Raw genomic sequence first — 26,948 nt, forward strand, 5'->3', positions numbered from 1 at the left:
ACTATGAAGAGTTAAAGTCTATTATTTGTGATAATTTAGCATAACTTGTTCGATAGAAGCAAAAAATTCACAAAACCACCTTGAGAAACGTTTTAAAGTTGTGAAGCTAGGTAATGATTAATCGGAGACAAAAATAATGCTCATAAATAGGGTGAAAACTCAACCTAAACCAGAATTCTATCAAAGTTTTTCTCAATCAGAAGTACAGGATATTATTCAGGGTTTATTGGAGTATAAAGAAATTCCTTTTAAGTATTTTTATAAAGACCAAATGACAACAGTTTGGGATCAGTCTGTTAAAAACGCTCAATTAGCTGCTAACAGTACAACCCAAAGTGATATGGCTTTTCTGGACAATAATTTTAATATTATTGAGCAGAAAAAATCAGAATTTGAGCGAGTCAATGTTATTGATATTGGGCCCGGTAATTCTTATCCTGTAAAACATTTTCTTAACCGACTTGATAAACTAGACTGGTTAAATTGTTATGCTGCTATTGATCTGAGTCAAGATATGTTGAATTTGTCGCAAAAAAATATCAACTCTTGGTTTCCTCAAGTAGAATTTAAGAGGTATATTTTAGATTTTGAACGGCAAAATTTTCAAAAGATTGCCCTTGAAAATAAAACTAACTCCGCAGGATTGAAAATTATTAATATTTTGCTTTATTTAGGGGAAACTATTGGCAATCATAGAGATAGATTAAATGTCCTTAATAATTTCCAGAAAAGTTTGGGGAATGAGGATATTTTAATGTTGAGCTATTCTTTAAGATTGCCTAATTTATTTCCTCACTTTGACTATCAAAAGCATATTTCACACAATGCATACAAATATTTGATTGATTTATTAAGAATTAATCCTCATGATTGTGAATTCATTGGAGGATTTAATGAGGATAATTACAATTATTTTAGCAGTATTGTTTTTCATGAGAATTATCTTATAGAGTTTGATCTGCAAAAAGAAATTAAACCAGTTTGTTTAAATAAAGGAGATGAAATTGAGATTTATAGACATTTTAAATATCCTTTAGGGGATAATTTTGAAGTGACTAGCTTTTTGCAAGAAATGGAACAAGCTAGTTTACAAGTTAATCTTTGCAATATCGATATTCTCAATCTTCGTGCCTTAGCTATTTGCCAGAAAAAATAGTTAATCATTTCTACTAAGTAAAAATAATCACCATCAAACAACGAGGACAATATGTATTTAGGGGATAACTTGACCGATTTATTAATTGAGACAATTATTGAAAAATATAAGGAACATGAAGCAGAACTAGGCCCTTATTCTATTCCAACGAAAGAAACAATTCAAATCATGAATGGGATTTTAGATGTTGTTCATAGCGTCGATCTGGTTATGAGCGAAGATCTACAAGAAGGACATATTTCTGTGACAGTTTTACACGCTAAAACTTCTCGTTCTGATAATACATTTGCTGTAGGATTTTCTGGCGGCAAAAAATCTCAAAATAACTTCCATAAAATCCATAAAAAAATCTTGGACAGAGGAGATACTCCTAACTTTATTTATACTCCTGGTTTAGGTATTTTAAAGATTGTCAATAAAACCGATTTTACCCCAGATCAACTGATTAGAGATGGTCAAGAAAAAGGAGACTTAGCCATCTATTTTCAATACGAAATGGTTGGGGGAGTTGACTGGCCTTGTGGCGAACCTAAAGCCTTGAGAATTCTTAATGCTATTGGTGGGGGAGAATTATTAGGATATGCTTCTTGTTGGATAGCTCATTCTCATCTAGCAACTCCTCATAGAATGAATGTTTCTTTCATTGATTCGAGATTATCATTTATGCTTCCTTGTGAACTGTGCAAAAAACATTTTGACCAGATTAAAGGGACTGTAAAAGTTGCCAAAACTGAAAGTTAAAATTTTGTATTATTAAGGAGAATTAAATCATGAATGTCGGAGAAAATGCAGTTAATCAAGCAGCGATCGCTAGAGAACAAGTTAATCAACAAATTAAAAATCATCGGGAACTCATTGCAGCCGCCCGCAAACAAGTACAAGAATTAGTAAATATGCAGGTAACGGTGGCTAAAGAAGAACATCGTAAACTAGCCGAAGAAGCCGCTAGAGAGGCGGAACGGGCAAGAATTGCTGCACAAGAACAAACTGGCAATACTTCCCCAGATTCTCAAAATCAGTTAGTACAGTTAATCAAACTGTTGTCTAAAGGGACAAGAGTCAATGAAGAAGAAGTTGCCCAACAAACCATAGAAGTGACGGAAGCAGCGAGTCGAGTTTTAGACAAAGTGGCTCAGGTTTTTAATACACCATCTCAAGAGTCTAACTCGATGGAAAATTCTTTAGAACCGCCGCCGCCTTCATCCCAATATCACTAAAGTTCTGGGCCGCCATCGTCACCGTTTTCCCCGCCTGTTGAATCACGGGTGTATAAATAGGTAAATTAGCTGGAGGGTTAGATACAATTTTTTCTGTGGCCACGGCGATCGCCGCCGATGAAACGATCAAGGCATTTTCTAAGTAGTTAGTGGCATCCTGTACGGCAATGGCCATGGACTGTGCTACTGATTGGTACGCTTTTCCTGCTCCTTGAGTCTTAACGACTTGAGGATTGAGCAGTTGAGCGTTAATTTGACTGACATCACTGAGATTACTCATAAAAGTTAGTTGCTCCATCAACCTGACTGACTTGTTAAAACTGTAGCTGCTTATTTGCCAATTAACTGCATAATTTTTGTAGCAGCCGCAGAAGCGATCGCGCTATTCACCTTCTGCATATTAGTTTGGCCGTCTGAAGCATTTTCCATCACCAAACTTAGAGAATGAGACATCGTTTGATAAACTATCCCCATTGCATAGGCGGGTACTTCAGCGAGTACCTTAACATTAGTTGTGGCAACCGCGTCTGTAATCTGGGGGTTGACAATATCTGCCATCGGTTACTCCCTTGTTTGTCTAATTATTGTTAATCCCAATATAGTCATATTAACGCGCATCCCATCTTAGGGACAAAAATGAGTAGGTTTAGACAAGATTGAGTAGAAATCTTGTGTCAGTATCTAACCCTAAACCATTATCAAAACAGATCAATTTGATCCCGATTATTTAGCATTCTGAGATTCTTTGGATAATTCCATCACTTGTTTGAGTTGATCGATTGTCTTTTGGAAAGTGTCACTCACTGCAGACGATGAACTTGTCACCGCATAAAGTTGTTCTATCCCCAGAGTAGTGACTGCTTGGTGGAGAATATTGCCCTGTTGTTGAGCAAGAACCGCATTTTGAACCGCTAAACCCAAAGATGATGATATCATCTGCTCAAGACTACTGAGGGCTGTAGCAGGTGCATTTCCAATAGGATCATTGTTGGTGTGTGAGGATGGGGATTGAGTCATAATTAAGCTCCGACAGTATCAGGTAATCTGATTTTAGTACATTTACATCCAATATAAAGCATACAGCTTGAATCAGATTACACTAATGCCCATCCCCCAGATATAGAGTTATATCTTTCAGTCAAATATATTAATTTAATTAAAAAAAAATCTGAATTATAAACACTTGTGGAACAGGCATCTTGCCTGTCAGTAATTATATGAAATTCATTAACTAAAACACCATATATAGTGTGCTACCCTCAGCCTGTTTGTATGGTGGACTGAGGGAGACACAAAATAGTTGAAACAAAAGCCAGGGGTCTTTTCCGGCGACATGACCAAGAAAAGAAGACCAAGAAAGACTGTTCACATTTTTTTCACATTCCTTTCAAGAATTTTAACAGATCTGTTGGGCAGTAGTCATCAATCAGAACCAGAAGGAAAGTCTTCAAGCACTTGACCCGCATCCGTACCAATCTTCTGAAAGGTTGTTGCCGCCTTATTAACCGTATCTTGCGCCTTGTTAATAATTTCGATATATTGCCCTAGTTCTTCAGGATTAGCAATCATCATCTCTGTGGCCACAGCGACGGCGGTACTAGCGATTGTGCTAATATTGCGAAGATAGTCAGTGGCATCTTGAACCGCTAGGGCCATGGATTGAGCCACTGATTGATAAGCCTTTCCTGCCCCCTCCGTTTTGACCACACTCGGAGAAAGGTTATTGATTTGGATGATATCACCCTTAATCGGATCACTCATAATAATCTAAAAACTCCTTGTTGTACATTACCCTCACTCAATCCACATAAATTAACCATTTTGACTTTCAAGAGCTTGTACTTGTTGTAAATAGGACTTAACCTGATCTCTAGCCTTTTCAGCCTTTGCTCGCTCCTCTCTTAGCTGTTGAAGATAGTTAGTTATTTCCTCCATATCCTCACTATCAAAGACTTTCGCGTACAAAACGTCTGCCTTTTCTGACGCTTTTGAGGCTTGTTTCGATTCTGCTGCGGCTTTATGGGAATGCATACTAGCGGCTTTAGCTTTGTTGATAGACACACCACCATCATCAGAAGTAGCATTATTCAGATGATTTTCGGCTATTTCTTGAGCCTGAGCGTAATCAGCCGATGCCTGTGTAGCCGCTTCTGCTGCTTTCAAAGCATCATTAGCCGCTTGTCGAATCATGGCCCTTTTTTCATTGGCAGGAATAGTATCATCTTGTGCATCAGTGGGCTTTGTTAGAAAGCTAGTTCCAGGGACTAGACTTCCTGTTTTGCCTCCTCCTGATGTGCCTCCTCCTGATGTGCCTCCTCCTGATGTGCCTCCTCCTGATGTGCCTCCTCCTGGTAACTGCCCTTGCCCTGAAGATGGTAATAGCATCGGAGCCGCCTTTTGACTTGGTAAAGTCATAATACGCTGACAAGCGGTAGCGACTACAGCAGAATTGATTTGCTGCATCCCACCCTGGGCTAATACAGAATTTTGCATGAGTAAACTCATGGAATGGGCCATGGATTGATAGACCATGGCCATAGATTGAGCCGGAGCTTCACCCACCACACTAACATTAGTTTGGGTGACGGCATCGGTAATCTGGCTATTGACGGTTGCTGTCTCTGTCATGACTCTTTCCTTTGATATTGAATGCCAGACAAGATTTTGAGTGACTTGCAGGCTACTACCTACAGAAGATAGACAAGGTTAAACAAAGACATCCTGTTAGATCAAACATTCTCTTTAAACTCAATGGTACTATGAGTGAGTTATTTTCGTCGGGTGGCACTCAATCAAATATTGGCACTACTAAAAGTGATGAATAAACTGTCATTCACCGACTTAACTACTTTCAAGTTATCAATGGACGCTCCCGAAAAGAGTTTCGAGATTATTAGGCGAAAAGATTGACCAGAAACCAATTTTGCTCAAGTTTTGTCGGTTAAAGACAAAATTTTCTGGCAAGCCGTAGAAATAATGGCGGCATTTAGCTGTTGCATCCCCGTTTGAGCAGTAACAGCATTCTGCATCGACAGACTCAAAGAATGAGCCATTGTCTGATATACCATACCCATTGATTGGGCCGGAGCCTCACCCAGTACCTTGACATTGGTTTGAGTAATCGCATCAGTAATCTGAGCGTTAACCAGATCTGCCATGATAAATTCCTTGATTTTAGAGTGCTTTTAACTCTTCTATTGTGCTATCAGACGAAGTTTTTGTCTATGATCAGGATGGCTCAATAAACCTCATAATTTAATTTAATTGACTTTATGAACGAATTAAGGAGATTACGACTTTTTGCTTAAGGATGTCAACATAGCAATGATTCCTTGCAAATTATCTAGGGAATTTTGGGAATTCAAAGGGGATGCGATCGCTTTAGGCCAGATAAATTGTTGTAATTCCTGGCTTGTTGCTGTCTGTTGGGTAATGGTCAGTTGCTGTTGAGCGTCCACCGCATTCTGCACCAACATAGACATAGACTGAGAAAACATTTGATAACCACTCCCCATGGCCATAGCAGGAGACTCAGCATTAGAAGGAATCACCGTAGGAGTTAAAGTTGGCTGATCAGAAGGTTCCTCGTCACATGGTTGATCATCATCAACCCTAGTTTCAACTTGCACTTCCACAGTGACATCACCAAACTCAAATATTTCTGAGGTTACTTCCGTTCTCTCCCGATTATGATCACCCAAGTCCAACTTTTCTGAATTGATTTCAGTCATGATTGATCACCTAATTATGTGGGAAAAATGAATCGACCAAGGCGAAAGGTTTTTGATACTAGCCTCAATCCCGTTACAATATGGGGAGCAAGGTCAAAAAATATTCCTTTCGCCATTGACCCCGATTTTTCAGAACACAGTCTGACAAACTCTTGAAAATAACGTCAAGATTAACTCAGACAGTAATTTACTATGTAGCAGGTGGAGCAGATGGTTTGTTAATATCTTTAAGCGCAAGGGCAACAGCCAGAATATTAGCTAAGAGATCAGCAGTATCAGCCCCCATGGCTTTACTGGTAGCTGCTGCCATACTAGCGGTATCAACAGAGTACAGCAGACTAACCCCCTGGGTAGTAGCAGCCTGATGCACAATATTAGACTGTTGCTGAGCCGTAACAGCATTTTGGGCTGATAAACTCAACGATTGAGACATGGTTTGATAAAGATTACTCATGGCCATAGCGGGAGAGTCACCAAGAACTTTCACGTTAGCCTGAGTAACCGCATCGGTAATTTGTGTGCTGACTGTATCTGCCATAATTTCCTCGAAAATTAACTATGGGTTTCATCACAGGACACCAAGGCATCAAGTGAACTTGACTAGAGTAATGACCAGTTACTCCCTTTAGTCCTAGATGGAAAACCTATTGATGAATCTATAAGTGAAGCTATTTAACCAGCATTTTTGAGAGCTTGAACAACCGATAGAATATTCGCTAAAACATCGGGAGTATCGGCTCTGAGGGATTTACCAGTCGCTGAGGCAGTAGTCGCTGTGTCAATGGAGTACAGCAAGCTCACCCCCTGGGTGGTGGTGGTTTGATGGACAATATTAGACTGTTGTTGAGCCGTCACAGCATTTTGGGCTGATAAACTCAACGATTGGGACATGGTTTGGTACAGATTACTCAAAGCCATGGCGGGAGATTCCGCAAGAACTTTCACATTGGCTTGAGTTACTGCATCAGTGATCATTGTGCTGACTGTTTCTGGGGCTGCCATAATTTCCTCTTAATTTAAAATGATTTCATCACAGGACACAAAAATTTAAGGTGAGGCACAGGCGTAATCATCGCTCTTGTACTCTTTTATTTTAGATGTGTGACCGATTGATGAACACATCAAGAGGCTATTTAACCATTTTTGAGAGCTTGAACAACGGATAGAATATTGGCTAAAACATCGGGAGTATCAGCCCGTAATGCTTTTCCCGATGCTGATGCCGTTGTTGCTGTTCCCATGGAGTACAGTAAGCTCACCCCTTGGGTGGTGGTTGTCTGATGGACAATATTAGACTGTTGTTGAGCCGTCACAGCATTTTGGGCTGATAAACTCAAGGATTGAGAAATGGTTTGGTACAGGTTACTCAAAGCCATGGCAGGAGATTCCGCAAGAACCTTCACATTGGCTTGAGTTACTGCATCGGTGATCACTGTGCTGACTGTATTTGCCATAATTTCCTCTAAATTAATAATGGTTGTTCACTACTAGGCACACAAAAAACTAAAGATATGGTATAAATAAGTTATGACCAGTTATTCCCTTTAGTCTTAGATGTGTTACCCGTTGTTGAACGCATCGGCCAATGACTAACCTATATCTTTGAGAGCTTCCACAACTCCCAAGATACTCCCTAAGACATCAGGGGTATCAGCCCGTAATGCCTTTCCAGATGCTGAGCCAAGACTGGCTGTGTCCACAGAGTACAACAGACTAACTCCCTGAGTGGTGGTTGTCTGATGGATGATATTGGACTGCTGCTGGGCCGTCACAGAATTTTGGGCTGATAAGCTCAAGGATTGAGAAACGGTTTGGTAAAGGTTACTCAATGCCATTGCTGGTGATTCAGCAAGAACCTTTACATTGGCTTGAGTAACAGCATCAGTCACTTGTGTGCTGACTATTTCTGGAGCTGCCATAATTTCCTCGTAAATTAACGGATGGTTATTCCATATAGAACCCAAAACACTAAATATGGGGTATCATGAGTCATGACCCGTGACAACCTTTAGTATTAAAATGGGTTATCTAGGAAGAAACAAAGCCTAAGCTTATTTTTTACCGCCGACATCTTTAAGAGCTTCCACAACTCCCAAGATACTCGCCAAGACATCGGGGGTATCAGCCCGTAATGCTTTGCTAGAAGCCGAACCCAGAGCAGCAGTGTCCACAGAGTACAACAGGCTAACTCCTTGAGTGGTGGTAGCTTGATGGACAATATTGGACTGTTGTTGAGAGGTCACAGCATTTTGGGCTGATAAACTCAAGGATTGGGAAATGGTTTGATAAAGATTACTCAAAGCCATTGCAGGAGAGTCACCAAGGACTTTCACATTAGCTTGAGTAACCGCATCAGTAATTTGTGTGCTTACTGTTTCTGGAGCTGCCATAATTTCCTCGACAATTAACTATGGTTAGTTAGACTCGATGAATGAGTCGAGTGGGAGTTATTCTCCTTATCGATCAAAGGTATCAAGATTAACTCTATTGAGTAAGTAGATACATCTTGGATGCCCTATTCACCAGTCTAAATACAAAACGAATTAAGCCAGATTATTGTGAATTTTTCAGATTGAAAAATTTTTGGTAGACCCCTTGCCAAATTAATTGGGGTTATGCTATAATTAGTGATGGTAGACAATAATAAGGGCTTGTAGCTTAGTGGATAGAGCGCGTGGCTACGGACCACGAGGTCGGGGGTTCGAATCCCTCCAAGCCCGTGATTATGGTAGAAGTCAGAAGTTCTTTATGGGCTTCCGACTCCTCATGATTTTGAGTTATTTCTCCCTCCTCCCCGTAGGGGCGGGTTTTTCACAAAATTTAAGATTATAACAAGTATGTTAGATAAACCCGCCCCTACACCCAGTCGATATTAGTGGTGTTTTGGTGGACGTACAGCAGGAGAGGGTCTGATAGGACCCAAAATCTGGTTTAGTAGCCGTAACTGTTCTGGGGTTCCCATACAAATGAGTAAGTCTCCGGCCATTAATTGGGTTTCTCCTGTAGGTCCCCCAATTAAACTACCTTCAGAACGACGAATGGCTAAGACTAAAGCCCCTGATTGTAATCTGAGTTTAGCTTCGCTGAGAGTTTGTCCCACACAAGGACAAAATCGGGGGTCGATAAGAAATTCTTCCATGTAGAATGCTCTATCTGTCCCGGTTAAAATTCCGTCTACAAAGTCCATGACTTGAGGACGCAATGCGGCGGCGGCTAATCGTCTTCCTCCAGTAATAAAGGGAGAAACTACCGCATCTGCTCCGGCTCTTTGTAATTTTAGCACGGCTTCTTCCGTACTTGCACGAGCGATAGCTCGTATTTTGGGATTTAAGGTTTTAGCAGATAAGACAGTATAGAGGTTTTCTGCATCGGAAGTCAAGGCAGATACTAAACAAACTGCTTTGTCAATTTTAGCATTAATCAGAGATTCGTCAAGAGTAGCATCCCCTTGAATAACAATATAGCCGAGTAATTTCGCTTCTTCGGCGGGTTCAGGACGTGATTCAATAATAATAAAGGGAATTTCTTCGGACATAAATTCTAAGGCTACATGATGTGCTGTACGTCCGAAACCACAGATTATACAATGATGTTCTAAGGTATCTATCACTTTTTTCTCCTGTCGTTGTTTAATGCCTTCTTGAAAATATCCTTGAATTAATGCTTCGGTTAACCTATTAAGAATATATCCAATAGTAATGACTCCTGTTAAAATTAGGGCAATGGTAAACAAGCGAGACTTATCATCGAGGGGATGTACTTCCATGAACCCCACTGTTGATAATGTAATCATGGTCATGTAAGCTGCTTCTATAAATGACCACTTTTCTAATAACCAATACCAACAAGTTCCGCTTAAAAAAACACTCCCTAACACTAATGCACCAGCGATTAATTCTTTTCGTAAGCGTCGGTATTTTTTTTCAAATGAATAAACGGTCATTTCCCCTCACTTGCTTTAATTAATAAGCAATAAGTTACCAATAATAAGGGTTCTACCAGACAAATTATGCTAAACTAAATAATTAATGAAAGGCTAAAGCCTTATTCTATAGAAACGAAGTCCGATGAGCGCAGACTAAATTATAAGTTGCGTAGGCAACTTTTGTTTGTATAGCTTAACTCTGAGCGAGTTAAAGTCTATTATCTGTGATCATTTAACATAACTTGTCCGGTAGAACCCAAAAAATTAAGATATGAGAAATAGCCGATAGTAGTTTACGTTTGGTTGAATCGTCACTCATAAAAACTCCTGATTAATCATAAACCTATTTATAACAATTATCCATAAAGTTTCATCTAGTATAGCCAAAATTTTATTAAGAATTAAAGGAATTGCTAATTAGTTAACCTATTCTAAAAAAATCTTAATGAACTGTTAACTTAAAATTAACTTATACCTCAGTGTAACCTATAGGGTCAATTGATGAATTAACCCTACTTAAATATTTAATTAGTAGAATTATTGGTGGGCGGAATATACACCCACCAATAGGATAATGACGGCTTTAAACATTCAGCTTAGCGACTACTTTTTCTAAGAGTTTGGCAGCTTGATCAACCTCAGCTTCAGAGACAATTAAAGGAGGAACAAATCGTAAAACTTTTGGACCCGCAGGGGCTAATAATAATCCTTCTTCCATAGCCGCTTTAACGATGTCTAAAGAGGTTAAAGAAATGGTTTCACTTAATTCAATGCCATTAATTAAACCCCAACCTCTAACATCTGTAAATAGGTTAGGATAAGCACTAGCGATCGCTCGTAAACGACTGCGTAATTGTTCTCCTCGTTGTTGAACATTTTGCAGAATATTCTCTTTTTCAATAGTTTGTAACACGGTTAAAGCTGAGGCACAAACAAAAGGGTTTCCTCCAAATGTACTAGCATGAGTTCCTGGGGTGAAGACATTACAAAATTCTTTACACATCATCGCCCCGATAGGAATACCGCCAGCAAGTCCTTTTGCACTGGTAAAGATATCGGGTTCAACCCCTAAATGTTCGTATCCCCAGAGTTTACCAGAACGGCCTACCCCTACCTGCACTTCATCAAAGACAAGGAGAATACTATTTTCATCGCAAATTTTCCGTAGACGCAAGAAATAGTCTAACTGCCCTGGACGGATACCTCCTTCTCCTTGAAGGGGTTCCAACATAATGGCCGCGACTCGACTATTGCCTTCATCTAAGTCGGCGATCGCGTTTTCAACTGCTTTGATATCATTGTAAGGGACGTAAGCAAACCCAGGCACGAGGGGGTCAAAATCTTGTTGATACTTGGGTTGCCCAGTAGCGGTAACGGTGGCTAAGGTACGGCCATGAAAACTGGCTTTAGCGGTTAAAATGACGGGTTTTTCCAGGAAATCTAAGACTGTATGGGCATATTTACGGATTAGTTTGATCGCTGCTTCATTAGCTTCGGCCCCTGAGTTACAGAAAAAGACCCGATCCGCACAAGAATGGTCTACAATCCACTTAGCTAAGGCTCCTTGTTCTGGGATATAGTAAAAGTTAGAAACGTGGTGTAGCTTTTGAATTTGTTGGGTTACAGTGGCGATTAAGGTAGGATGGGCATGGCCTAGGGTACAAGTAGCGATCCCTGCCACAAAATCGAGATATTCTTTGCCTTGGGTATCCCATAAACGACATCCTTGACCTCGTTCCATAGCGATAGGAAACCGGCCATAGGTTTGCATGACGTAGCGGTCAAATTCTTGAGGGTCAAAAACTGGGTTCAAGGTAGACTCTGAGGGGATAAAGGGGGTGTCTAGTAGGGTATTTTGGCTCACAATTGGCTCCTGGGAAAAGTCATTTTACGCTTTATTCGCAATTGTAATCAGACTTAAGGACAAAGTTGGGGTTTGTTTAGTTTTTCCCTAGATTTTCATAGTAGCTAATTTTATAGTCAAACGAACAACCACTTTAAACTATTATAGCATGTTTTTTTGATAACATCAAATTTTGAGGATAACTTGTTAATAAAAATCTTGATTATTTGTTTTTCCTGACTTAAACTTTAATGGAACTGGGTTCATCAAGGGCAGCAATAATGCGATGACATCCTGAGTTGGGTTTAGCCCATTGATATTGATATTCTTGAGGATTTCCCCAACATAAACCTAGATACAATTCTGTTCTAGCAGCATCAATTTCGGCCCATTCTACCTCTTGAACAAAATCTTCTAATGAGTCTAAAGAAATGGGACGATGACGATGAGCAGATAGCCAAAAATTCATGCCTTCTGTCATATCCCACCAAAAGTTTATCACGGACTTTTTAGCCTCTATTAAAGTTTCTTTATCTCCTGGAACAGCAATTAATTGATTATGGAGTTCTGGATAACTTAAAGAACGGTTTTGATAGTGACATTCACGCCAAATAATTCCTGACACCTGATGTTCTATTTGATATTTATGAATCTGACGACGAAAATCTTGATAAGCAAAGACTTTACCCATTTTTTCCATATTCAGGGCTTTGGCAATCACCGGATTATCGATACGATCTTCACAAGATAAGATAACTCTTTCTCCTTTCCAGGTGGCCCGTAATTCACTATCAAGAATTTTAATAAGTTGTTGAGTTGTATAGGTCATTTCAGTTACCAGTTATCAGTTACTACAGCAAACAAGTCGGTAGCTTGAACAGTTATCAGTTATCAGTTATCAGTTAAAAGTTTTGATAACTGTTCACTGTTTTACATCCCCTTGAAAGAGGCGGATTGAAACCTCTTTTTTTTGTCATGATACAATCAGCCCTAGCAAATTAGATGTATTTTAAAGGTGACTTTTGGATCATCCTGTTCCTAGTGTATACATAATTTCTCAAATTGATCATATTTTTAAGGAATGGCTTATCATAGACAGTTCTTTTTGCTACAATCTTTTATACTTGGTGTAAATAGATACTATTTCTTTTCGAAAAACTTATGCAAAGCAGTCAAATTCGTCTTAATAAAGCGACGGGAGAATGGGTTATTTATGCACCAAGTCGTCGTAAACGTCCCCAAGATTTTCAACAAGCTTGTCAAGAAAAATCCCTAGTTGATCATTCTCAGGATACTTGTCCTTTTTGTCATCAAAATAATGCTCATCCTGAACCAAGTATTTTAGAAATGTTCAATTCTGAGTCTACAAATTGGCAAACTAGAGTAGTATCTAATAAATTTCCTGCACTGAATTTTTATGAAAATCCTAAGCGAATATTAGAAGGAATTTATATGACTATACCTGGTTATGGTCATCATGAGGTAGTGATAGAAAGTCCTGACCATCAACTAACTATTGCTACTATGTCGGTATGGGAAATTGAGATAATTATTGAAACTTACCGTCAACGTTATTTAAAATTAATGGCTGATCCTAAAATTATGATGGTTATTATTTTTAGGAATCATGGTCAGGGGGCTGGTGCTTCTTTGCGTCATCCCCATTCTCAAATTATTGCTACCAGTATTGTTCCCAGTCATAGACGTATTCAAGAAGCGGAAGCACAACGCTATTTTGACCATTGGGCTGAGTGTGTTTATTGTCATATATTAAACTTTGAAATTGAAGAGCAAAAAAGAATAATTGTTGAAAATGATTTATTTGTCGCTTTTGTTCCTTTTGCGGCAGAAGTTCCTTTTGAAATTTGGATTATTCCTAGACATCATCAAGCAGATTTTGGGAGTATTACACCGGAAGAAAAGACGGCTTTTGCTATGATCTTAAAAGATGTGTTAAGTCGTTTATATAATAAATTAAATAATCCTGATTACAATTATGTAATTAATACTGCCGCTCGCTACAAAGCAGAAGAACCTCAGTTACATTGGTATTGTCAAATCAGACCCCGTTTAACCACTCCTGCCGGATTTGAATTAGGGTCTGGAATGAGTATTAATCCTTCAATTCCTGAAGCTGATGCAGCGTTTTTAAGGATGAATAATTAGCAATGTAAAAAAAAACAGGGCGGGTTTATCTAGTTTTTTGGTGAGAATCATTGATTTATGTAAAAAACCCGCCCCTACAAAACCTGCCCCTACAAATTTGATATAATTAATTTTCTCTACCTACTTTATAATCCCTGCCTACTTATGAATCATTTGTGACAAAAATTTGGGTCAAATTAATATATAATGGTAAGTAAGCAACTAAATTCTTGATTTATTACTCATTAGGTTTAATCTATGTTTGATATTGTTTCCCTTGGGGAATTTTCTCGGAGTCATTGTATTGGCATTTGTGCTTTTTTAGTTCCGGCTAATTTATTAACAACTTTACTTAGTTTAATTTTTGTGGTAACTAAGCCACCTCGTTTTCAATTACTAACATCGGTTATGATTGGGATTAGTTTCGCTATGATTTTATTGCTTCATGTTGCTAGTTGGTGGATAGTGGGTGTAGTTAAATCCCCCACATTTATTTTACTGGCTTTGGGAACTGTTTGTATTGGGTTAAATAGTTGGGTTATCATGCAATCAAAACAAGATGAACCTTGGTTATCTAGAATGGTGAAAAGAACAGCAATTTTAAAACTTTCTTAGAGGTTAATTATTGATTTGATTTAGGACTTAAGTACAACAGTTGAATATAGCATAAAATCTGGAGGGCTTAATGGTATTAAGCCCCTACAATTATATTAAGTCCCTAAAAAAATTGATTTTTATCTCGAAAATATACCCAATCTTACCCTAATAATTGCTCATCAGAATCAATATTAAGAATTATTTCAAAATTACGGTTTTACCGGATTTACTATGGTTAACTAATAATTAATGACAGACTAAAGTCTGATCCTATAAAAACTAAGTCCGCCTGCGCGGACTAAATTATAGGTTGCGTAGGCAACCTTTGTTTGTATAGCTTAACTCTTTAGAGTTAAAGTCTATTATTTGTGATAATTTAGTATAACTTGTCCGTTAGAACCAAAATTACTAGGCGAATGAACAATAATAACAATCAGTCTTTACTAGAAAAGTTAAGTGAGTTATCAGATAATTTAGCTTACTTATCTCCCCATGATTTTTTACTACAGTTACCTGATAAAATTTGCCTGATCTTAAATGTAGATAGTTGTATTCTGTGGATATTAAATGAAAAAGAGCAAAAGTTTCAAGTGGGTTATGCTTCTCAAGAAGTGGATGACGAATATAAAAAAATTGAGCTTAACTTAAATCATCCGACGATTAAGCGTAATTTTAACTTAAATAATTCTAGTGTAAAAAATAAAGTTTTTTATATAAAAGACCTAAAACAAATAAATTTTCGACTAATATCTAAAGAAGAAATTGAAAAAAGGCAGTGGTTTTCTATCGGCACATTAGTGTTAAAAAGCGAACAAAGATTAGTAGGATTGGTTGACTTATTGATTAAAAAGACAAATCAACATTTTTCTTTTACGAAAGCAAAAAGAAAGATTTTTAAAATACTAGGAAATTGTGCTGTATCTGCTATCTACAAATTAGAATCCGAAGATAGAAAAAAATTACAAAAATTAATACATATTATGCTAGAGATGACTCAAAAATATGCAGACAATGACCTATGGAAACTTTTAGAAAAAGGAGCATCAAAGTTAGTTGATTTTAAATACATTTGGGTAAGTAAATTAGATCATGCAACTGGTCAACTAAAAACAGCTAATCAAGAAGAAAATTCAGAACAAGAAGTCCGAAAATCTTCTATCAATAAAAAGAAAAAAATTGGTATTACAGGTAAAGCGATTGAAGAAGAAAAACCGATTCTTGTTAATGATATTAATAACTCTCCCTTGGAAAGTATTTATATTAAACATAATTCAGACACCGTTTCAGAGTTAGATCTTCCTATTGTGATTAATGACATTCCCGTTAGAATTGGTAAAGAAATGCAATTAGGTTCTAAATCTTTTGGGGTTATTAATCTAGAAAGTGATAAAGAAAATGCCTTTTCTGAAAATGATAAAGAACGTCTCTGGTTATTAGCTCGTTTTGCGGCTACTCGCTTAGAAAGAATACAATCTGAACAGAAAATTAAACAATTAAGAAGAATTGAAAAACAAATTTTTGAGGCAAAAAACTACGATAAAATTATTGAGATTATTATTGAATCAATTACTAATATGTTACAATTCACCTTGATTAATATTTCTTTAATTAATCCTGAACAAACTGCTATTCAAAGTGAATATGTTGCTGGCAGATTTTTGTCCAAAGATGCTCAAGAAGAATTTAAGAAAGAAGTATCACATTCTTTACAAAGTAATGATATTCAATCAGATATTATTAAAAACAGAGAAATAGAAGTTATTGATGAATTTGATGAACGATTTGATGAGGAGATTTATGATAAATATAAACATGGTGATTTAATTAGAGTATTTATTCCCATGATTGAACCTTCTACTAATTTAGTCATAGGAACTATTGAAGTTGGCTATGAAAAAAGATATCGTAAATATATTTATGAAGAAGATATTCAAATTATCCAGAGTTTGATAGATTATTCTGTTAATTTTCTGGAAAGACTAAGAGCAGGAATGATTGATAAAATCATGCACGAATTTAAGTCCCCTATTGGTGGAATTAGAAGTAATGTTGATTTCCTATTACGTCACAAAATTAACGATCAAATAAACAAAATTGAAAAACAGGATAAAGATTATATTATTATCAAATTAAAAGATATTTTAACGGATTCAGAAATTTTAGTTAATCAAGTGGGAGAATTAGAATATTTATTAGGAACTCCTAATTCTCGTAAGTTACGGTTTACAAAGACCAATGTATTTAAAGATATTATTATTAAAACAATTAATCAATTGAGTCCTACTCTTAAAGATCATAAACTGCCTCATAACGTATCTTATAAGTCAGAAGATATTGACAAAATAAATATTTGTACAGATAGAGCCAAACTTAATCAAGTAGTTTATAATATTCTTATAAATGCCATTAAATACTCTAAAGAATTTCCTAACTCTCTTAAAAAAGATTATACTCAATTTAGAGTTTCATTAGAAGTGGAGGAACAGAAAGAATGCTTTATTATTAAATTCCAAGATTGGGGAATAGGAATAAACGAAGATGATCGGGATAAAATATTTGAGCAAGGATTTCGTAGTTTTCAAGCACAAGCAATGGATGTATTGGGTTCGGGACTTGGTTTGTCAATTTCCAAAAATATTATGAAACAATTAGGAGGAAACTTACTCTTAAAGTATAATGGTAATCCAACAGAGTTTCATATCGTTCTGCCAAAACAACCACCAAAACTATAAAAAAGCAATCAAGGAGATATCGAATGTTTGTAATTGTAGATGATGAACTAGAAAGAATGAGAGTTTATATTGAGGAATTACAATTATGTAATTATCAAGTTGAATTAGTTGGAAACATTGATGATGCTTTAGAATACTTTGATAAAAAGAAAGAACAAATAGAACTTTTGATTCTTGACATTATGATGGCGAGTGGACAACTATCTAGAGAACCAGGGATCAATGGAGGATTAAGGACAGGCATTGTCTTCTATAAAAAGATTAGAGAAAACGATAAGAACTTGCCGATTATTATTTTCAGTAATCTTTCTCAAATAAATGACCAAGAAATAGAAGAAGAAATTGAGAATAATCCTAGAAGTAAATTTCTTCAAAAAATAGAGACTTTACCTTATCAATTTGTAGAAGAAGTTAAAGAAATGTTAAGTTTATCTTAGCTTAAGATAAAATGTCAAATAAAATATTAGATACAGTTAATTTCATATTTGGTATAGACTACTGAGTAATCGATATGAGTATAAATCAACCCAGTTTGTTTTCTTCTACTAATGAATTTACAATATCTAACAAATTTGAAATGCTTAGTAAGCGTGTTATAAGTGATAAAACAATACCAGAATCAAAACAAAGTGAAGTTCTAGAAGACTTAGATGATAAGCGTGCCATATTAGAGAGAACGTATCAAAAAGTTATTACTCAACCAGATCATCTTAATCAGAAAGACACAAGTGAGATGAAGCTATGTGAGAAGGAATCTCTGAAAACCCTGAATCTAGTTGGAAAAGAAAGCCATCCTGAATCAGATGAGTTAAATGACTTAATTAGTAGAATTAGATTTGATATTGAAAAAATTCAAAGAATAGTTACCTTATTTGCTCCTTCAGATTTACTTGAATTTGAAAGGACTTTGATGTGGATGTATGAACAAGGTCAAGAAGAAGAATTAGGATTTTTACAAAGAATCAGCAAAAAGCCACCCTATAAATCTGATTTACTCAATATTACGATAGAAGCAATTGCGAATAGACAACCATTGCAAAAATACCGAATTTTCTGTTCAGAAGATGACATCAAAAAAATAACGCCTAAAATAGATATTATTCGTAACTATAAGCATTTTGTGATCGTTTTAGCTACCACTGCTATGATCACAGAAATTAAAGCACGTTATGCAGTAGAAATTTTACCCCCTGTAAAATTTACATCCGAAACAATACTCCCCAACAGTGTATCTATTAAACAGACTAACCCAGAGGAAACCATGCGAGATCACAGAGATCAAGTAATCTATTTTAATCTGCCCATTCTTGAAGACTGGAAACGTCAAATCGAGACTCTTGGTGCAACTATTTTACGACCCATTGGTCGCAGAGAAATCGTTGCTTCTGTCCCCAATAAGGAGATAATTAAACAAATTAAAAGTAATGTAGAAGGGGTTGAAGATATTAGACCCTATACCCCAACCATTCGGGTTAATCCTCAAAACCTACAAAACCTTCATCAAACCCCTGCCAACGCTACAGAACAAGATCTCAAAAAAGCGATCGCCCAAGCAAGAATTCAAGCAGCTAAATCCCAACCAAATGATCATCAGAGAAAAAATACTGTACCAGGGATTTTGATTGCCGATTTTTTCACAGAAGAAGATCGTAATCAAGGGGCGCAGGAATTAGAAAACCAAGGTATCCGTATTACTAATCGTCCAGGTAAAAAAACCTTAGTCGTTGACGTTAGTAAAGATGCCAATGCTTTAAACTCTTTTATGACTATTACTCGATTAACGGGATTACAATCAGTAGAAGAAAAAACCATTCCCAGACTATTTAATGAGCAAGCACGCTATGTTATCGGCAAAAACGTCATTCCTTCTAACCCTCATCCTCAACCCACAGACCTATCCTTAACAGGAAAAGGAGAAATCATTGCCATTGCTGATACGGGACTCGATACAGGAGACAGGGAAACCATTCATCCTGACTTTCAAGGACGAGTTAATTTACTAACCAGTTATCCCATTACTACCTTACCAGAAGACTTTATTTCAAATTTTGGTCATCAAGACCCCCCCATAGACCAATATTCCGGTCATGGCACCCATGTCGCAGGCAGTGCGCTTGGTAATGGACAAGTGGCGCAAGAATTAGGACTTCCTCATATACCTGCTGGAATGGCAACCGAAGCAAATTTAATCTTTCAAGCGATTGAACAAGTCCCCCAATGGACGCTTGATGGAACTTTATTCTATATCCAAAATTATGGAGACACGCCGCCCAAATCTGGTTTATATGGTATTCCAGAGAATTTATCTGACCTTTTTGAAGAAGCTTATCATAATGGAGCGCGAATTCACTCTAATTCTTGGGGTGGGGGAGAATTTGGAGAGTATGGTAGACAATCTGAACAATTAGATGAATTTGTTTGGGAACATAAGGATTTTCTCGTTCTGGTTGCAGCAGGTAATGACGGACAACAGCGTTCTTCAGCTATCGGCATTGATCAAAAAAGTGTTACCCCTCCTGGTACGGCGAAAAACTGTTTAACCGTTGGTGCTTCAGAAAATCAGCGCGAGGGAGAATTTACGGATACTTATGGTCAGTGGTGGCCCGATAAATTTCCTCATGACCCGATTAAATCAGATAATATGGCAAATTCCCTTGATGATATTGCGGCTTTTAGTAGTCGAGGCCCTTGCGAAGATGGTCGCCGTAAACCCGATGTGATTGCCCCAGGAACCTTTATTTTATCAACTCGTTCTTCCCAAATTGCTAATAATAACTTTGCTTGGGGAGCATTTACTCCCGCAAAACGCCATTATATGTACATGGGGGGAACTTCAATGGCCACTCCTTTAGTTGCAGGATGCGCAGCATTGGTGCGCCAATATTTGCGAGAACAAGAGAATATTATTGATCCTAGTGCGGCCCTCGTCAAAGGAATATTGATTCACTCAGCGCAACTAATTAATTATCGCTACAAACATCCTTCCTCCGAGGAATGGCCAGATAATGAACAGGGATGGGGCAGAATTAACCTTTCTCAAGTTCTTAATCCTCCTGCGCCAACTAAAGTCAAGTTTATTGATGAGTTTGAAGGGTTACAAACAGACGAATCTCGTCAGTATCAGCTACAAGTTAGGGATTTAAGCGTACCCCTGAAAGTTACATTAGTTTATAGCGATTATCCAGGGAATGAACTGGTAAATAATCTGAATTTAAAATTAAGTAGTCCTACCGCAAAAGATTATCTCGGCAATGACTTTGAGGAAACAGGAAAACCTGATATCGTTAATAATGTGGAAGGAATCGTAGTAGAATCTCCAGAAATTGGAGAATGGACGGTTACTGTTATAGGTTCTGACGTTAACGAAGATACTCAAGATTATGCTCTCGTTATTTCCGGTGGTTTAGGAATAGATTAAGTGAGCAAAAAAATAGGGTAAGCATGGCCCACCCTAACATTTAACTTAAACTAACTTTAATTAAGGAGCTAACGCATGACCCCGTAATAAACTACCGATAGTTTTAGCGGTAATTTTCATCTGAACTAAGGGGTTAGCAGGAACAACGGTTTTATACAAATAACTATCAAAAGTCATCCGTTGGACATCCTTATCAGAACACATTTCGACAAAAGCCTCCCGCGAAGCATCAGTGCGATAGAATACCCGTTGTAGAATATCTAAAACCAGGTAAGTCATACCATATTGTTTATCCCAACGTTTGAGATAGATTTTTAACTCATCTTCCGTGGGAATACGTTGGCCCGCATTCGTCATCTCTACGATGGTTTCTGCACACATCCGGGCTGACTTAGCCGCAAAATAGATACCTTCCCCAGAAGACTTAGTAACAGTCCCTGCTGCGTCTCCAACTAAGGCTACACGACCGACTACACGACGAGGACGGGGATGTTCAGGGATGGGGTGTGCTTCCACCTTAATAATTTCGCCCCCTTCGAGTCTACGGGCAGCACGGGCGCGAATTCCGGCTTGTAGGTCTTTTATAATGGCTTTATTGACCTTCATGGTTCCCGTACCCACTGCTACGTGGTCATGTTTCGGGAATACCCAAGCGTAGAAGTCGGGGGAAACATCTTTACCCACATACATCTCAGCCAAGTCTTCATAATAAGCCATTTTATCTTGAGGTAAACGAATGCGCTCTTGGAAGGCGATCGCATAATTATAATCCCCCGCATCAATGGCTTTAGCAATGCGGGAGTTAGCCCCATCTGCCCCAATAACTACGTCTACTTTGAGGGTTTTCATCTCTCCTTTGGAGTTTCCATTGGAGTGATCGGCGTAATGGAGGGTATAAGGATCGGTATTATTTGAAGGAATATCTAATTGATAAACCGTGCCATTAATTAGGTTAGCTCCTAATTTTGCAGCGCGATCGCGTAAAAAGCCATCAAGAACTTCTCGACGACACATCCCGATATATTCGTCTTCGCGATCGAGATTAATATCAACTTCAATGTTAGACGGGGAGATCATTTTCATCTTTCTGACCCGTCGATCTATAATTTCTGGTGGTAGATCAAATTCACTGACCATACACAGGGGAATGGCACCACCGCAAGGTTTAGCATTATCTAATTTGCGTTCAAATAGATAGGTTTCAATCCCAGCTTTTGCTAATGTTTCGGCGGCGGAAGATCCAGCCGGCCCTGAACCGACAACAGCGACCCGTAAAACCAAGGCTATTCTCCTATTTCCAGAAGCGATTACGGATTGCATCCTATCATGTACCTTGACTTGAAATACGGCGATCGGTCAAAATCTGCCAAATTTGAAATAGAGCTTAACAATTTTTGTTACATTGCTTAATCATTAGACCTCTTGCGAAAGTTTCATATGATCTAAAATTTCTATAACTGAGGAAAATATTATGAAACTAATTGACATCACCCAAGCCCAAACCCAACTCCCTCAACTCATGCAAATCGCCCTGACAGGAGAAGAAATTATTATTACCCGTGATAGCCTACCCATCTTAAAATTAAGCCCCATGATTCCTACAAAAAAACATCGAAAACGCGGTAGTGCCAAAGGACAAATTCAATTTGCGTCAGACTTTGATGAATCATTAGGGGATTTTCAGGAGTATATGGAATGACCTTAACGTTATTGCTAGATACTCATACTTTTCTGTGGTTTGTTAACGACAGCCCAGAACTTAGTCAAACTGCTATTAACTTGCTAGAATCCGAGAATGAATTATTAGTTAGTATTGCAAGTCTTTGGGAAATCGCCATCAAAGTCAACCTTAAAAAACTCATTTTAGCCACAAACTATCAACAATTTATCCCTCAACAACTAGCCCTTAATCAAATTGGAATTCTTCCGATTAGCCTAAATCACCTCTCAATTTATACCGACTTACCCTTATATCATCGAGATCCTTTTGATCGCCTCATTATTGCTCAAGCTATGTCTGAAAAGCTTTCAATTATTAGCATTGATCAAAAATTAGATCTTTATGAAATTGATCGCCAATGGTAAAACAATTAACTTAACTCTGTCAACTCGGCTCTCCCGTACCTGTGGTGATAACAAAATCTTATATATCGTAGGGTGGGTTAGGCGCGGGTCATAATTTGTGAATTATAATCTAGTTTTCCTATCCGCGCCGTAACCCACCTTTCGAGATTTTGTAACATAAGACATTATTCTCATTTATTTTTGTTGATCATGACTTGCTTTTTTGCACAAAATGTATTAGCAAATCCAATTAAAAATAATCTGAATATATCCTCCGAAACTTCAAGCATTCAAGAAAATTTAGATTTACCCAATGAATTTATTTCAGAAAGGACAAAACCCGCCTACGCGGGTTTAATTTAGCCTCCCTTCGGAGGCTTCGTTCATATAGCATCAGACATAAGGTTTGTTTGTAGACGTTGATTTAACATAACAAGTTCGGTAGAATCAATTTCTTAAGATCTCTAACCCTGCTTTGGTTTCGATATAGTCAGCTAATTTAATAAAATCTTCTCTCGGATAACATCTTCCCTGTAGAAGCTTTTACCTCTTAACAATAAACCCCTGGACACACTAAGTCTAGGGGTTTATTATTTAAGACATTAAGTGCATAACTCCAAGACTAAATGATCGAACAGCATCCGAACGCCTTTAGATGCTGTTTTTAGTCTTAACAACCTGATGGGTGTTCCTTTCCTTTGCGGGTCGTGCATCCACTCATAAAGGTCTTTTAAGACATCATTATTCCTTCTTCCTTTTGTGGTTTCAACTCTAGTAAATATCCATTGCCACAACGTCTTACGGCACAAGTCAGAACCAAACCTAACCTTTTTTTCTTGCTTCTTGCCGCTTGATGACTCAGTAGGCGCAACCCCTAACATTTTCTCAAATCTACGTCTTGATAAATACCTTTTAGTGTATTTATTCTTGCTGCGTTTGGTCGCTGGTTTAAAGACTACAATCGGCTTGTTATCTTCATCTAAGAAATTCTCAAACGGATAAATCTGACTGATTAAAATTGCTTGTTGTCTTTTTCCAAATCCAAACTTAATTAACACTTTTAGATAAGGTTTAAACCGTTCATGCTGCATTAATTCGGTTAACTCTTGCTCTATCTCAATTTCTTCTGATTGAAGGTCAATTAATCGTTTAGCGTGCTTTCTGACCGTATCAGTTAACCCTAACCCTATCGTCTTTTCGTATAAGTTATCGTACCGTTTCCAAGGTCTTAAACCCGCGAGCCATCGATAGAAAATAGGCACAGTATAACCGCTACGACGGATAGCTTGATGGCTAATTTCTGGGAATTGCCATGATAAATCTTGACGCATTCGATTGATAATCGGATTTTGTACCCGATTAAGATGCTCAAGTCTTAAACTTAATTCCCTAACTCGTTGAGTGACTTTATCTCGAATGATCAAGAATTTTTTAGGACGATCAATGTTACTTAATCCATAATGCGCGAGGGCAAAACTATCTGTCTCATCTTCCTTATCGGGTAAACCCAGATGATCTCGATGAGTCGCTAGGGCATTATGTCCTATAAGTCTAACCTCAATGCCGTGATCAATCAAAACCGTTGACCATATTTTAGAGTAATTAACTCCTGTAGGTTCTAAGACCGCGATATCTGGCTTGAGTGCGAGTAACGCTTTAACATCGGAGGAATTAGCCTCAAAATGATGATAAAGACTTCGATCTATATAAAATTGTCTAGGTTCGTTCGGCAGCACGTCAAGTAGACAACAGACTGCCGTTCCGTTGCCGATGTCCATACCAACGACTCTCATAGTTTTAATCAGGTGATAGTGAATTTTCCAAACACCCCAAACCAAAAGCCGATGAATCACCCAAAAGCCCGAACAAAAAGTGAGCCTATTTCCCTGTTACAGCCGTTTTAGCTCAAGCATGACTCAAGCTAACTGATTTGAGCATTCCGTTAAAACTGTCCGAGCCGACGAAGATGTAAAAGCCGAAGCCTGTTTCCTCCTTACAGCCCTAAAACAGTCCTAAACAGAAAGACGGGAAGGTTTGGAAGCTTCCCATGATGTCCCCAAAAGTTAGGGAACATTTCAACTGGTAGCTAACCAGTCTCATCAGATGGGAGAGCGATCGCACTCAACTTTATCAGTAAGTTTGTCCCTAGTGAATTGTTTCAAATTGTAACAATCACTTAGTTAGTAATTACTTATTGTTATTGATGTGAAACTTCATCAATTGTTCAATAACAATTTGACGTTCTTTGTCAGAAAAGATGCGAGGGGAACCATTTCTTAATTTAAGTCGTATAAATTCCCCATCATCGTTAACTTCTGCTATCTCAAAGGTGTTAATCATAGTGAAGCATTCCTTCTCTTTAACTGTGTAAGGAATTAGAACAAATTGAGGTATGGATAGATTAATATCAGTCATTTTGTGTTATCATCAAAATAGGTTTAAACAATTAAACGAAAGGACGTTTGAGTATCCCTCACTGTAACTTGCAAAATTAATTCAGTGAGGGATTTATTATTCCTTATGTCTCGTTAAATTCTTGGTTAAAGTACCCTTTTTAATCTCCTCATAGAAAGTTTTTAACTCCTCACAATTTTCGGTCAAAAATTCTGTAAATGAGTCACTAGCATCTTTTATTAAACACAGATGATATTCTTCAAAAAGCCTTTGAAGCAATTGCTAGACAACAAGACACATTAACTAAGTGTAATTGAGTGTAATTGAAAGAGACCTTAAAATTGTCTTTGTTAAGCGTTGCTTGTTTAAAGACTAATTGTTTAAAGTATTCCAATTCGATATCAATTTTCTCTAAGGATCGAGAAAGAACCATTCTTAAAGATGTGTTAGGAATTGTTTAGCTGTGTGGATGTCAATTTTTCAATTGACAAACCATTTAAAATCGCAAAAAATTCATAAGTTTTTACTTTTTCTTCTTCGGTTAATACTTCCTCTGGTATCTCCCAAAAGTAGGTTATCTCATCGGATAATTTACCCTCTATTTTTTGGATGAAAAGTACGGGAATTCCATCAGGGAAAATTTTTTGTAAAGGTTTAAAATCTGACTTTAGCTTAGTATAAGCGGTAAAGTAACCCGAAAAACCCATTTTAGGCATAATTTACCGTATTGTACAAGCGTTGTAATTGTTGCAAGTCATAGCTTGCGCAGAGATTCTCAAGGTCGTCTAGCCATCGGTTAACCTGTTCAACCGTAACAGGTTCTATTATTTCATCCTCTAATACCTCCTCATCTTGTGTTTCTTCTTCGGGTTCCCATTCTCCCAAAAGCTTCTCTAGTTCCTTTTTTGGATTACTCCTTTATCTAAGACTTTAGCTTCAAATTCGTCCCATACTTTTCTAGGTATCTTAATACTTCGATAGGCATATTCTTTCTTTTCATCCATTCTCTCCTCAACAATTTCAGCCGTGATTAAATGAGAGGGTATTGTGTGAATAACCTCATTCCATCTATCCGCTAATTCATCCCCCTGATACTTAGTTAATGGCCGTGCTTGTGCCTCATTAACTGGTAATTTACTAAAGCCCATCTGTGCTAATTCTATTACGATTTTAGAAGCTTTAATAAGCCGTTCTATATAACTTCTGCTACGGTCTAGGGCTTTTTCACAAAAATCTTTAAAGGTCTTAAATTTACCTTGATAAATTTTCAACTCTTTAACAACTTGTGCGATTGCTCCCATATATAGCCAAGAAAAGGATGAGCGATGAAATAATTCTATGGCCTCATCTAATTCTAGCCATTTACCGTTATCTACTTGCTCCGTAATGACATTTAGAATGTGTTGTAAGTAGTTGGGTAAAATCTCATAAACCTCTTGATCCATGTAGACACGGGGCAAAAAGTCCTGACAACTTATTTCATGTCCATTGTGAAAAATACGAGAGCAAAGACCTTTTAAGAGAGTTTGAGGATTAGCGTCCATAATAAAGACCTAAAGTTGAGTAAGTTAGGGAACAATCCCTAATTAGGGAACAATTTGAGGGAAGAAATAAGGGGAAATTCAAGCCTATTAATAATTCCCCTTAGACTTAAAGACAATAGGAAACTGTAATGGTAAAAAGTTTGCTTGTGTCACTCAATAGCCTAATTTTTAATTAAACACCT

The 26,948-nt window shown here is 37.5% G+C and carries 31 protein-coding genes and 1 tRNA gene; 11 read left to right on the forward strand and 21 right to left on the reverse strand.

All coding sequences use genetic code 11. The features are described 5' to 3' along the window. Positions 1-136: 136 nt before the first annotated feature. The 3 genes from AsFPU1_RS17860 to AsFPU1_RS17870 are packed head-to-tail and all read left to right on the forward strand — an operon-like array spanning position 137 to position 2,373. Positions 137-1,156 carry an L-histidine N(alpha)-methyltransferase gene (locus AsFPU1_RS17860; protein ID WP_124974402.1) on the forward strand — a complete coding sequence of 340 codons (1,020 nt, stop codon included), beginning with the start codon at positions 137-139 and terminating at the stop codon, positions 1,154-1,156. A gap of 51 nt (positions 1,157-1,207) precedes the next feature. Continuing rightward, entirely contained in the window at positions 1,208-1,897 is a 690-nt protein-coding gene (locus AsFPU1_RS17865; RefSeq protein WP_124974404.1) for a hypothetical protein, read from the forward strand. A gap of 29 nt (positions 1,898-1,926) precedes the next feature. Beyond that, the gene (locus AsFPU1_RS17870; protein ID WP_124974406.1) at positions 1,927-2,373 is read left to right on the forward strand and encodes a hypothetical protein; all 447 of its coding nucleotides are present in this window, start codon (positions 1,927-1,929) and stop codon (positions 2,371-2,373) included. Here the strand turns inward: AsFPU1_RS17870 and AsFPU1_RS17875 are convergent. The 12 genes from AsFPU1_RS17875 to AsFPU1_RS17930 all read right to left on the reverse strand — a co-directional run bounded on the left by AsFPU1_RS17875 (position 2,318) and on the right by AsFPU1_RS17930 (position 8,494). Next, complete coding sequence (locus AsFPU1_RS17875; protein ID WP_124974408.1) at positions 2,318-2,653, reverse strand: hypothetical protein; 336 nt, start codon at positions 2,651-2,653, stop codon at positions 2,318-2,320. The two genes, AsFPU1_RS17870 and AsFPU1_RS17875, sit on opposite strands and share 56 nt — an antisense overlap. 50 nt (positions 2,654-2,703) lie before the next feature. Further along, positions 2,704-2,931 carry a RebB family R body protein gene (locus AsFPU1_RS17880; RefSeq protein WP_124974410.1) on the reverse strand — a complete coding sequence of 76 codons (228 nt, stop codon included), beginning with the start codon at positions 2,929-2,931 and terminating at the stop codon, positions 2,704-2,706. Positions 2,932-3,096: 165 nt separating this feature from the next. Beyond that, positions 3,097-3,390, reverse strand: a complete 294-nt coding sequence (locus AsFPU1_RS17885) for a RebB family R body protein (protein WP_124974412.1) — start codon at positions 3,388-3,390, stop codon at positions 3,097-3,099. A gap of 405 nt (positions 3,391-3,795) precedes the next feature. Further along, complete coding sequence (locus AsFPU1_RS17890) at positions 3,796-4,134, reverse strand: hypothetical protein (RefSeq protein ID WP_124974414.1); 339 nt, start codon at positions 4,132-4,134, stop codon at positions 3,796-3,798. Positions 4,135-4,185: 51 nt separating this feature from the next. Then, complete coding sequence (locus tag AsFPU1_RS22860; RefSeq protein WP_124974416.1) at positions 4,186-5,001, reverse strand: RebB family R body protein; 816 nt, start codon at positions 4,999-5,001, stop codon at positions 4,186-4,188. Positions 5,002-5,300: 299 nt separating this feature from the next. After that, a complete protein-coding gene (locus tag AsFPU1_RS17900; protein WP_125061154.1) occupies positions 5,301-5,531 on the reverse strand; it encodes a RebB family R body protein in 231 nt (76 codons plus the stop codon). A gap of 132 nt (positions 5,532-5,663) precedes the next feature. Continuing rightward, on the reverse strand, positions 5,664-6,104 hold the full coding sequence (locus AsFPU1_RS23190) for a RebB family R body protein (protein WP_227873497.1): 441 nt from the start codon (positions 6,102-6,104) through the stop codon (positions 5,664-5,666). A 190-nt stretch (positions 6,105-6,294) separates the two neighbouring features. Continuing rightward, on the reverse strand, positions 6,295-6,642 hold the full coding sequence (locus AsFPU1_RS17910) for a RebB family R body protein (RefSeq protein WP_124974418.1): 348 nt from the start codon (positions 6,640-6,642) through the stop codon (positions 6,295-6,297). Between the two features lie 134 nt (positions 6,643-6,776). Beyond that, complete coding sequence (locus AsFPU1_RS17915) at positions 6,777-7,106, reverse strand: RebB family R body protein (RefSeq protein ID WP_124974420.1); 330 nt, start codon at positions 7,104-7,106, stop codon at positions 6,777-6,779. Positions 7,107-7,237: 131 nt separating this feature from the next. Next, a complete protein-coding gene (locus AsFPU1_RS17920; RefSeq protein ID WP_124974422.1) occupies positions 7,238-7,558 on the reverse strand; it encodes a RebB family R body protein in 321 nt (106 codons plus the stop codon). Between the two features lie 135 nt (positions 7,559-7,693). Then, positions 7,694-8,023 carry a RebB family R body protein gene (locus AsFPU1_RS17925; protein ID WP_124974424.1) on the reverse strand — a complete coding sequence of 110 codons (330 nt, stop codon included), beginning with the start codon at positions 8,021-8,023 and terminating at the stop codon, positions 7,694-7,696. 132 nt (positions 8,024-8,155) lie between these two features. Beyond that, positions 8,156-8,494 carry a RebB family R body protein gene (locus tag AsFPU1_RS17930; protein ID WP_124974426.1) on the reverse strand — a complete coding sequence of 113 codons (339 nt, stop codon included), beginning with the start codon at positions 8,492-8,494 and terminating at the stop codon, positions 8,156-8,158. A 257-nt stretch (positions 8,495-8,751) separates the two neighbouring features. On the opposite strand from AsFPU1_RS17930, the gene AsFPU1_RS17935 reads away from it, so the two are divergent. After that, a tRNA-Arg gene (locus tag AsFPU1_RS17935) sits at positions 8,752-8,824 on the forward strand. Positions 8,825-8,976: 152 nt separating this feature from the next. Here AsFPU1_RS17935 and AsFPU1_RS17940 read toward each other — a convergent pair. The 3 genes from AsFPU1_RS17940 to AsFPU1_RS17950 all read right to left on the reverse strand — a co-directional run bounded on the left by AsFPU1_RS17940 (position 8,977) and on the right by AsFPU1_RS17950 (position 12,701). Continuing rightward, entirely contained in the window at positions 8,977-10,047 is a 1,071-nt protein-coding gene (locus AsFPU1_RS17940; protein ID WP_124974428.1) for a potassium channel family protein, read from the reverse strand. A gap of 565 nt (positions 10,048-10,612) precedes the next feature. Next, entirely contained in the window at positions 10,613-11,893 is a 1,281-nt protein-coding gene (locus tag AsFPU1_RS17945) for an aspartate aminotransferase family protein (protein ID WP_438357511.1), read from the reverse strand. Positions 11,894-12,113: 220 nt separating this feature from the next. After that, positions 12,114-12,701: a hypothetical protein gene (locus tag AsFPU1_RS17950; protein ID WP_124974430.1), complete on the reverse strand. Its 588-nt coding sequence runs from the start codon at positions 12,699-12,701 to the stop codon at positions 12,114-12,116. A 332-nt stretch (positions 12,702-13,033) separates the two neighbouring features. Between AsFPU1_RS17950 and galT the strand changes: the two genes are divergently transcribed. The 5 genes from galT (at position 13,034) to AsFPU1_RS17975 (ending at position 20,764) form a co-directional block, all read left to right on the forward strand. Then, positions 13,034-14,038: a galactose-1-phosphate uridylyltransferase gene (gene galT, locus AsFPU1_RS17955; protein ID WP_124974432.1), complete on the forward strand. Its 1,005-nt coding sequence runs from the start codon at positions 13,034-13,036 to the stop codon at positions 14,036-14,038. A 237-nt stretch (positions 14,039-14,275) separates the two neighbouring features. Then, the gene (locus tag AsFPU1_RS17960) at positions 14,276-14,632 is read left to right on the forward strand and encodes a hypothetical protein (protein ID WP_124974434.1); all 357 of its coding nucleotides are present in this window, start codon (positions 14,276-14,278) and stop codon (positions 14,630-14,632) included. 398 nt (positions 14,633-15,030) lie between these two features. Beyond that, complete coding sequence (locus AsFPU1_RS17965) at positions 15,031-17,346, forward strand: GAF domain-containing sensor histidine kinase (RefSeq protein ID WP_124974436.1); 2,316 nt, start codon at positions 15,031-15,033, stop codon at positions 17,344-17,346. A gap of 23 nt (positions 17,347-17,369) precedes the next feature. Continuing rightward, positions 17,370-17,783: a response regulator gene (locus AsFPU1_RS17970; RefSeq protein WP_124974438.1), complete on the forward strand. Its 414-nt coding sequence runs from the start codon at positions 17,370-17,372 to the stop codon at positions 17,781-17,783. A 74-nt stretch (positions 17,784-17,857) separates the two neighbouring features. Further along, on the forward strand, positions 17,858-20,764 hold the full coding sequence (locus tag AsFPU1_RS17975; protein WP_124974440.1) for a S8 family serine peptidase: 2,907 nt from the start codon (positions 17,858-17,860) through the stop codon (positions 20,762-20,764). A gap of 60 nt (positions 20,765-20,824) precedes the next feature. On the opposite strand, the gene chlP is transcribed toward AsFPU1_RS17975, so the two are convergent. After that, complete coding sequence (chlP, locus tag AsFPU1_RS17980) at positions 20,825-22,045, reverse strand: geranylgeranyl reductase (RefSeq protein ID WP_227873499.1); 1,221 nt, start codon at positions 22,043-22,045, stop codon at positions 20,825-20,827. Positions 22,046-22,235: 190 nt separating this feature from the next. Here chlP and AsFPU1_RS17985 point away from each other — a divergent pair, with 190 nt between their 5' ends. Both AsFPU1_RS17985 and AsFPU1_RS17990 read left to right on the forward strand, forming a co-directional pair. Beyond that, positions 22,236-22,463 (forward strand): type II toxin-antitoxin system Phd/YefM family antitoxin, encoded by a 228-nt coding sequence (locus AsFPU1_RS17985; protein ID WP_124974444.1) that lies wholly within the window; start codon positions 22,236-22,238, stop codon positions 22,461-22,463. Next, entirely contained in the window at positions 22,460-22,849 is a 390-nt protein-coding gene (locus AsFPU1_RS17990; RefSeq protein ID WP_124974446.1) for a type II toxin-antitoxin system VapC family toxin, read from the forward strand. The genes AsFPU1_RS17985 and AsFPU1_RS17990 overlap by 4 nt, the downstream gene beginning before the upstream one ends. Before the next feature lie 581 nt (positions 22,850-23,430). Here the strand turns inward: AsFPU1_RS17990 and AsFPU1_RS17995 are convergent. The 5 genes from AsFPU1_RS17995 to AsFPU1_RS18010 form a co-directional block, all read right to left on the reverse strand. Next, complete coding sequence (locus AsFPU1_RS17995; RefSeq protein WP_124974448.1) at positions 23,431-24,621, reverse strand: IS110 family transposase; 1,191 nt, start codon at positions 24,619-24,621, stop codon at positions 23,431-23,433. A gap of 394 nt (positions 24,622-25,015) precedes the next feature. Continuing rightward, positions 25,016-25,243, reverse strand: a complete 228-nt coding sequence (locus AsFPU1_RS22755) for a hypothetical protein (protein WP_124974450.1) — start codon at positions 25,241-25,243, stop codon at positions 25,016-25,018. Between the two features lie 425 nt (positions 25,244-25,668). Continuing rightward, positions 25,669-25,938 (reverse strand): hypothetical protein, encoded by a 270-nt coding sequence (locus AsFPU1_RS18005; RefSeq protein ID WP_125061155.1) that lies wholly within the window; start codon positions 25,936-25,938, stop codon positions 25,669-25,671. Further along, the gene (locus AsFPU1_RS22760) at positions 25,931-26,107 is read right to left on the reverse strand and encodes a hypothetical protein (RefSeq protein ID WP_174715390.1); all 177 of its coding nucleotides are present in this window, start codon (positions 26,105-26,107) and stop codon (positions 25,931-25,933) included. Before AsFPU1_RS22760 ends, AsFPU1_RS18005 begins: the two co-directional genes overlap by 8 nt. An 8-nt stretch (positions 26,108-26,115) precedes the next feature. Further along, entirely contained in the window at positions 26,116-26,766 is a 651-nt protein-coding gene (locus AsFPU1_RS18010) for a hypothetical protein (protein WP_125061156.1), read from the reverse strand. Between the last annotated feature and the right edge of the window lie 182 nt (positions 26,767-26,948).

Origin of the sequence: Aphanothece sacrum FPU1, from assembly GCF_003864295.1 — a bacterium.
GTDB lineage: Bacteria > Cyanobacteriota > Cyanobacteriia > Cyanobacteriales > Microcystaceae > Aphanothece_B > Aphanothece_B sacrum.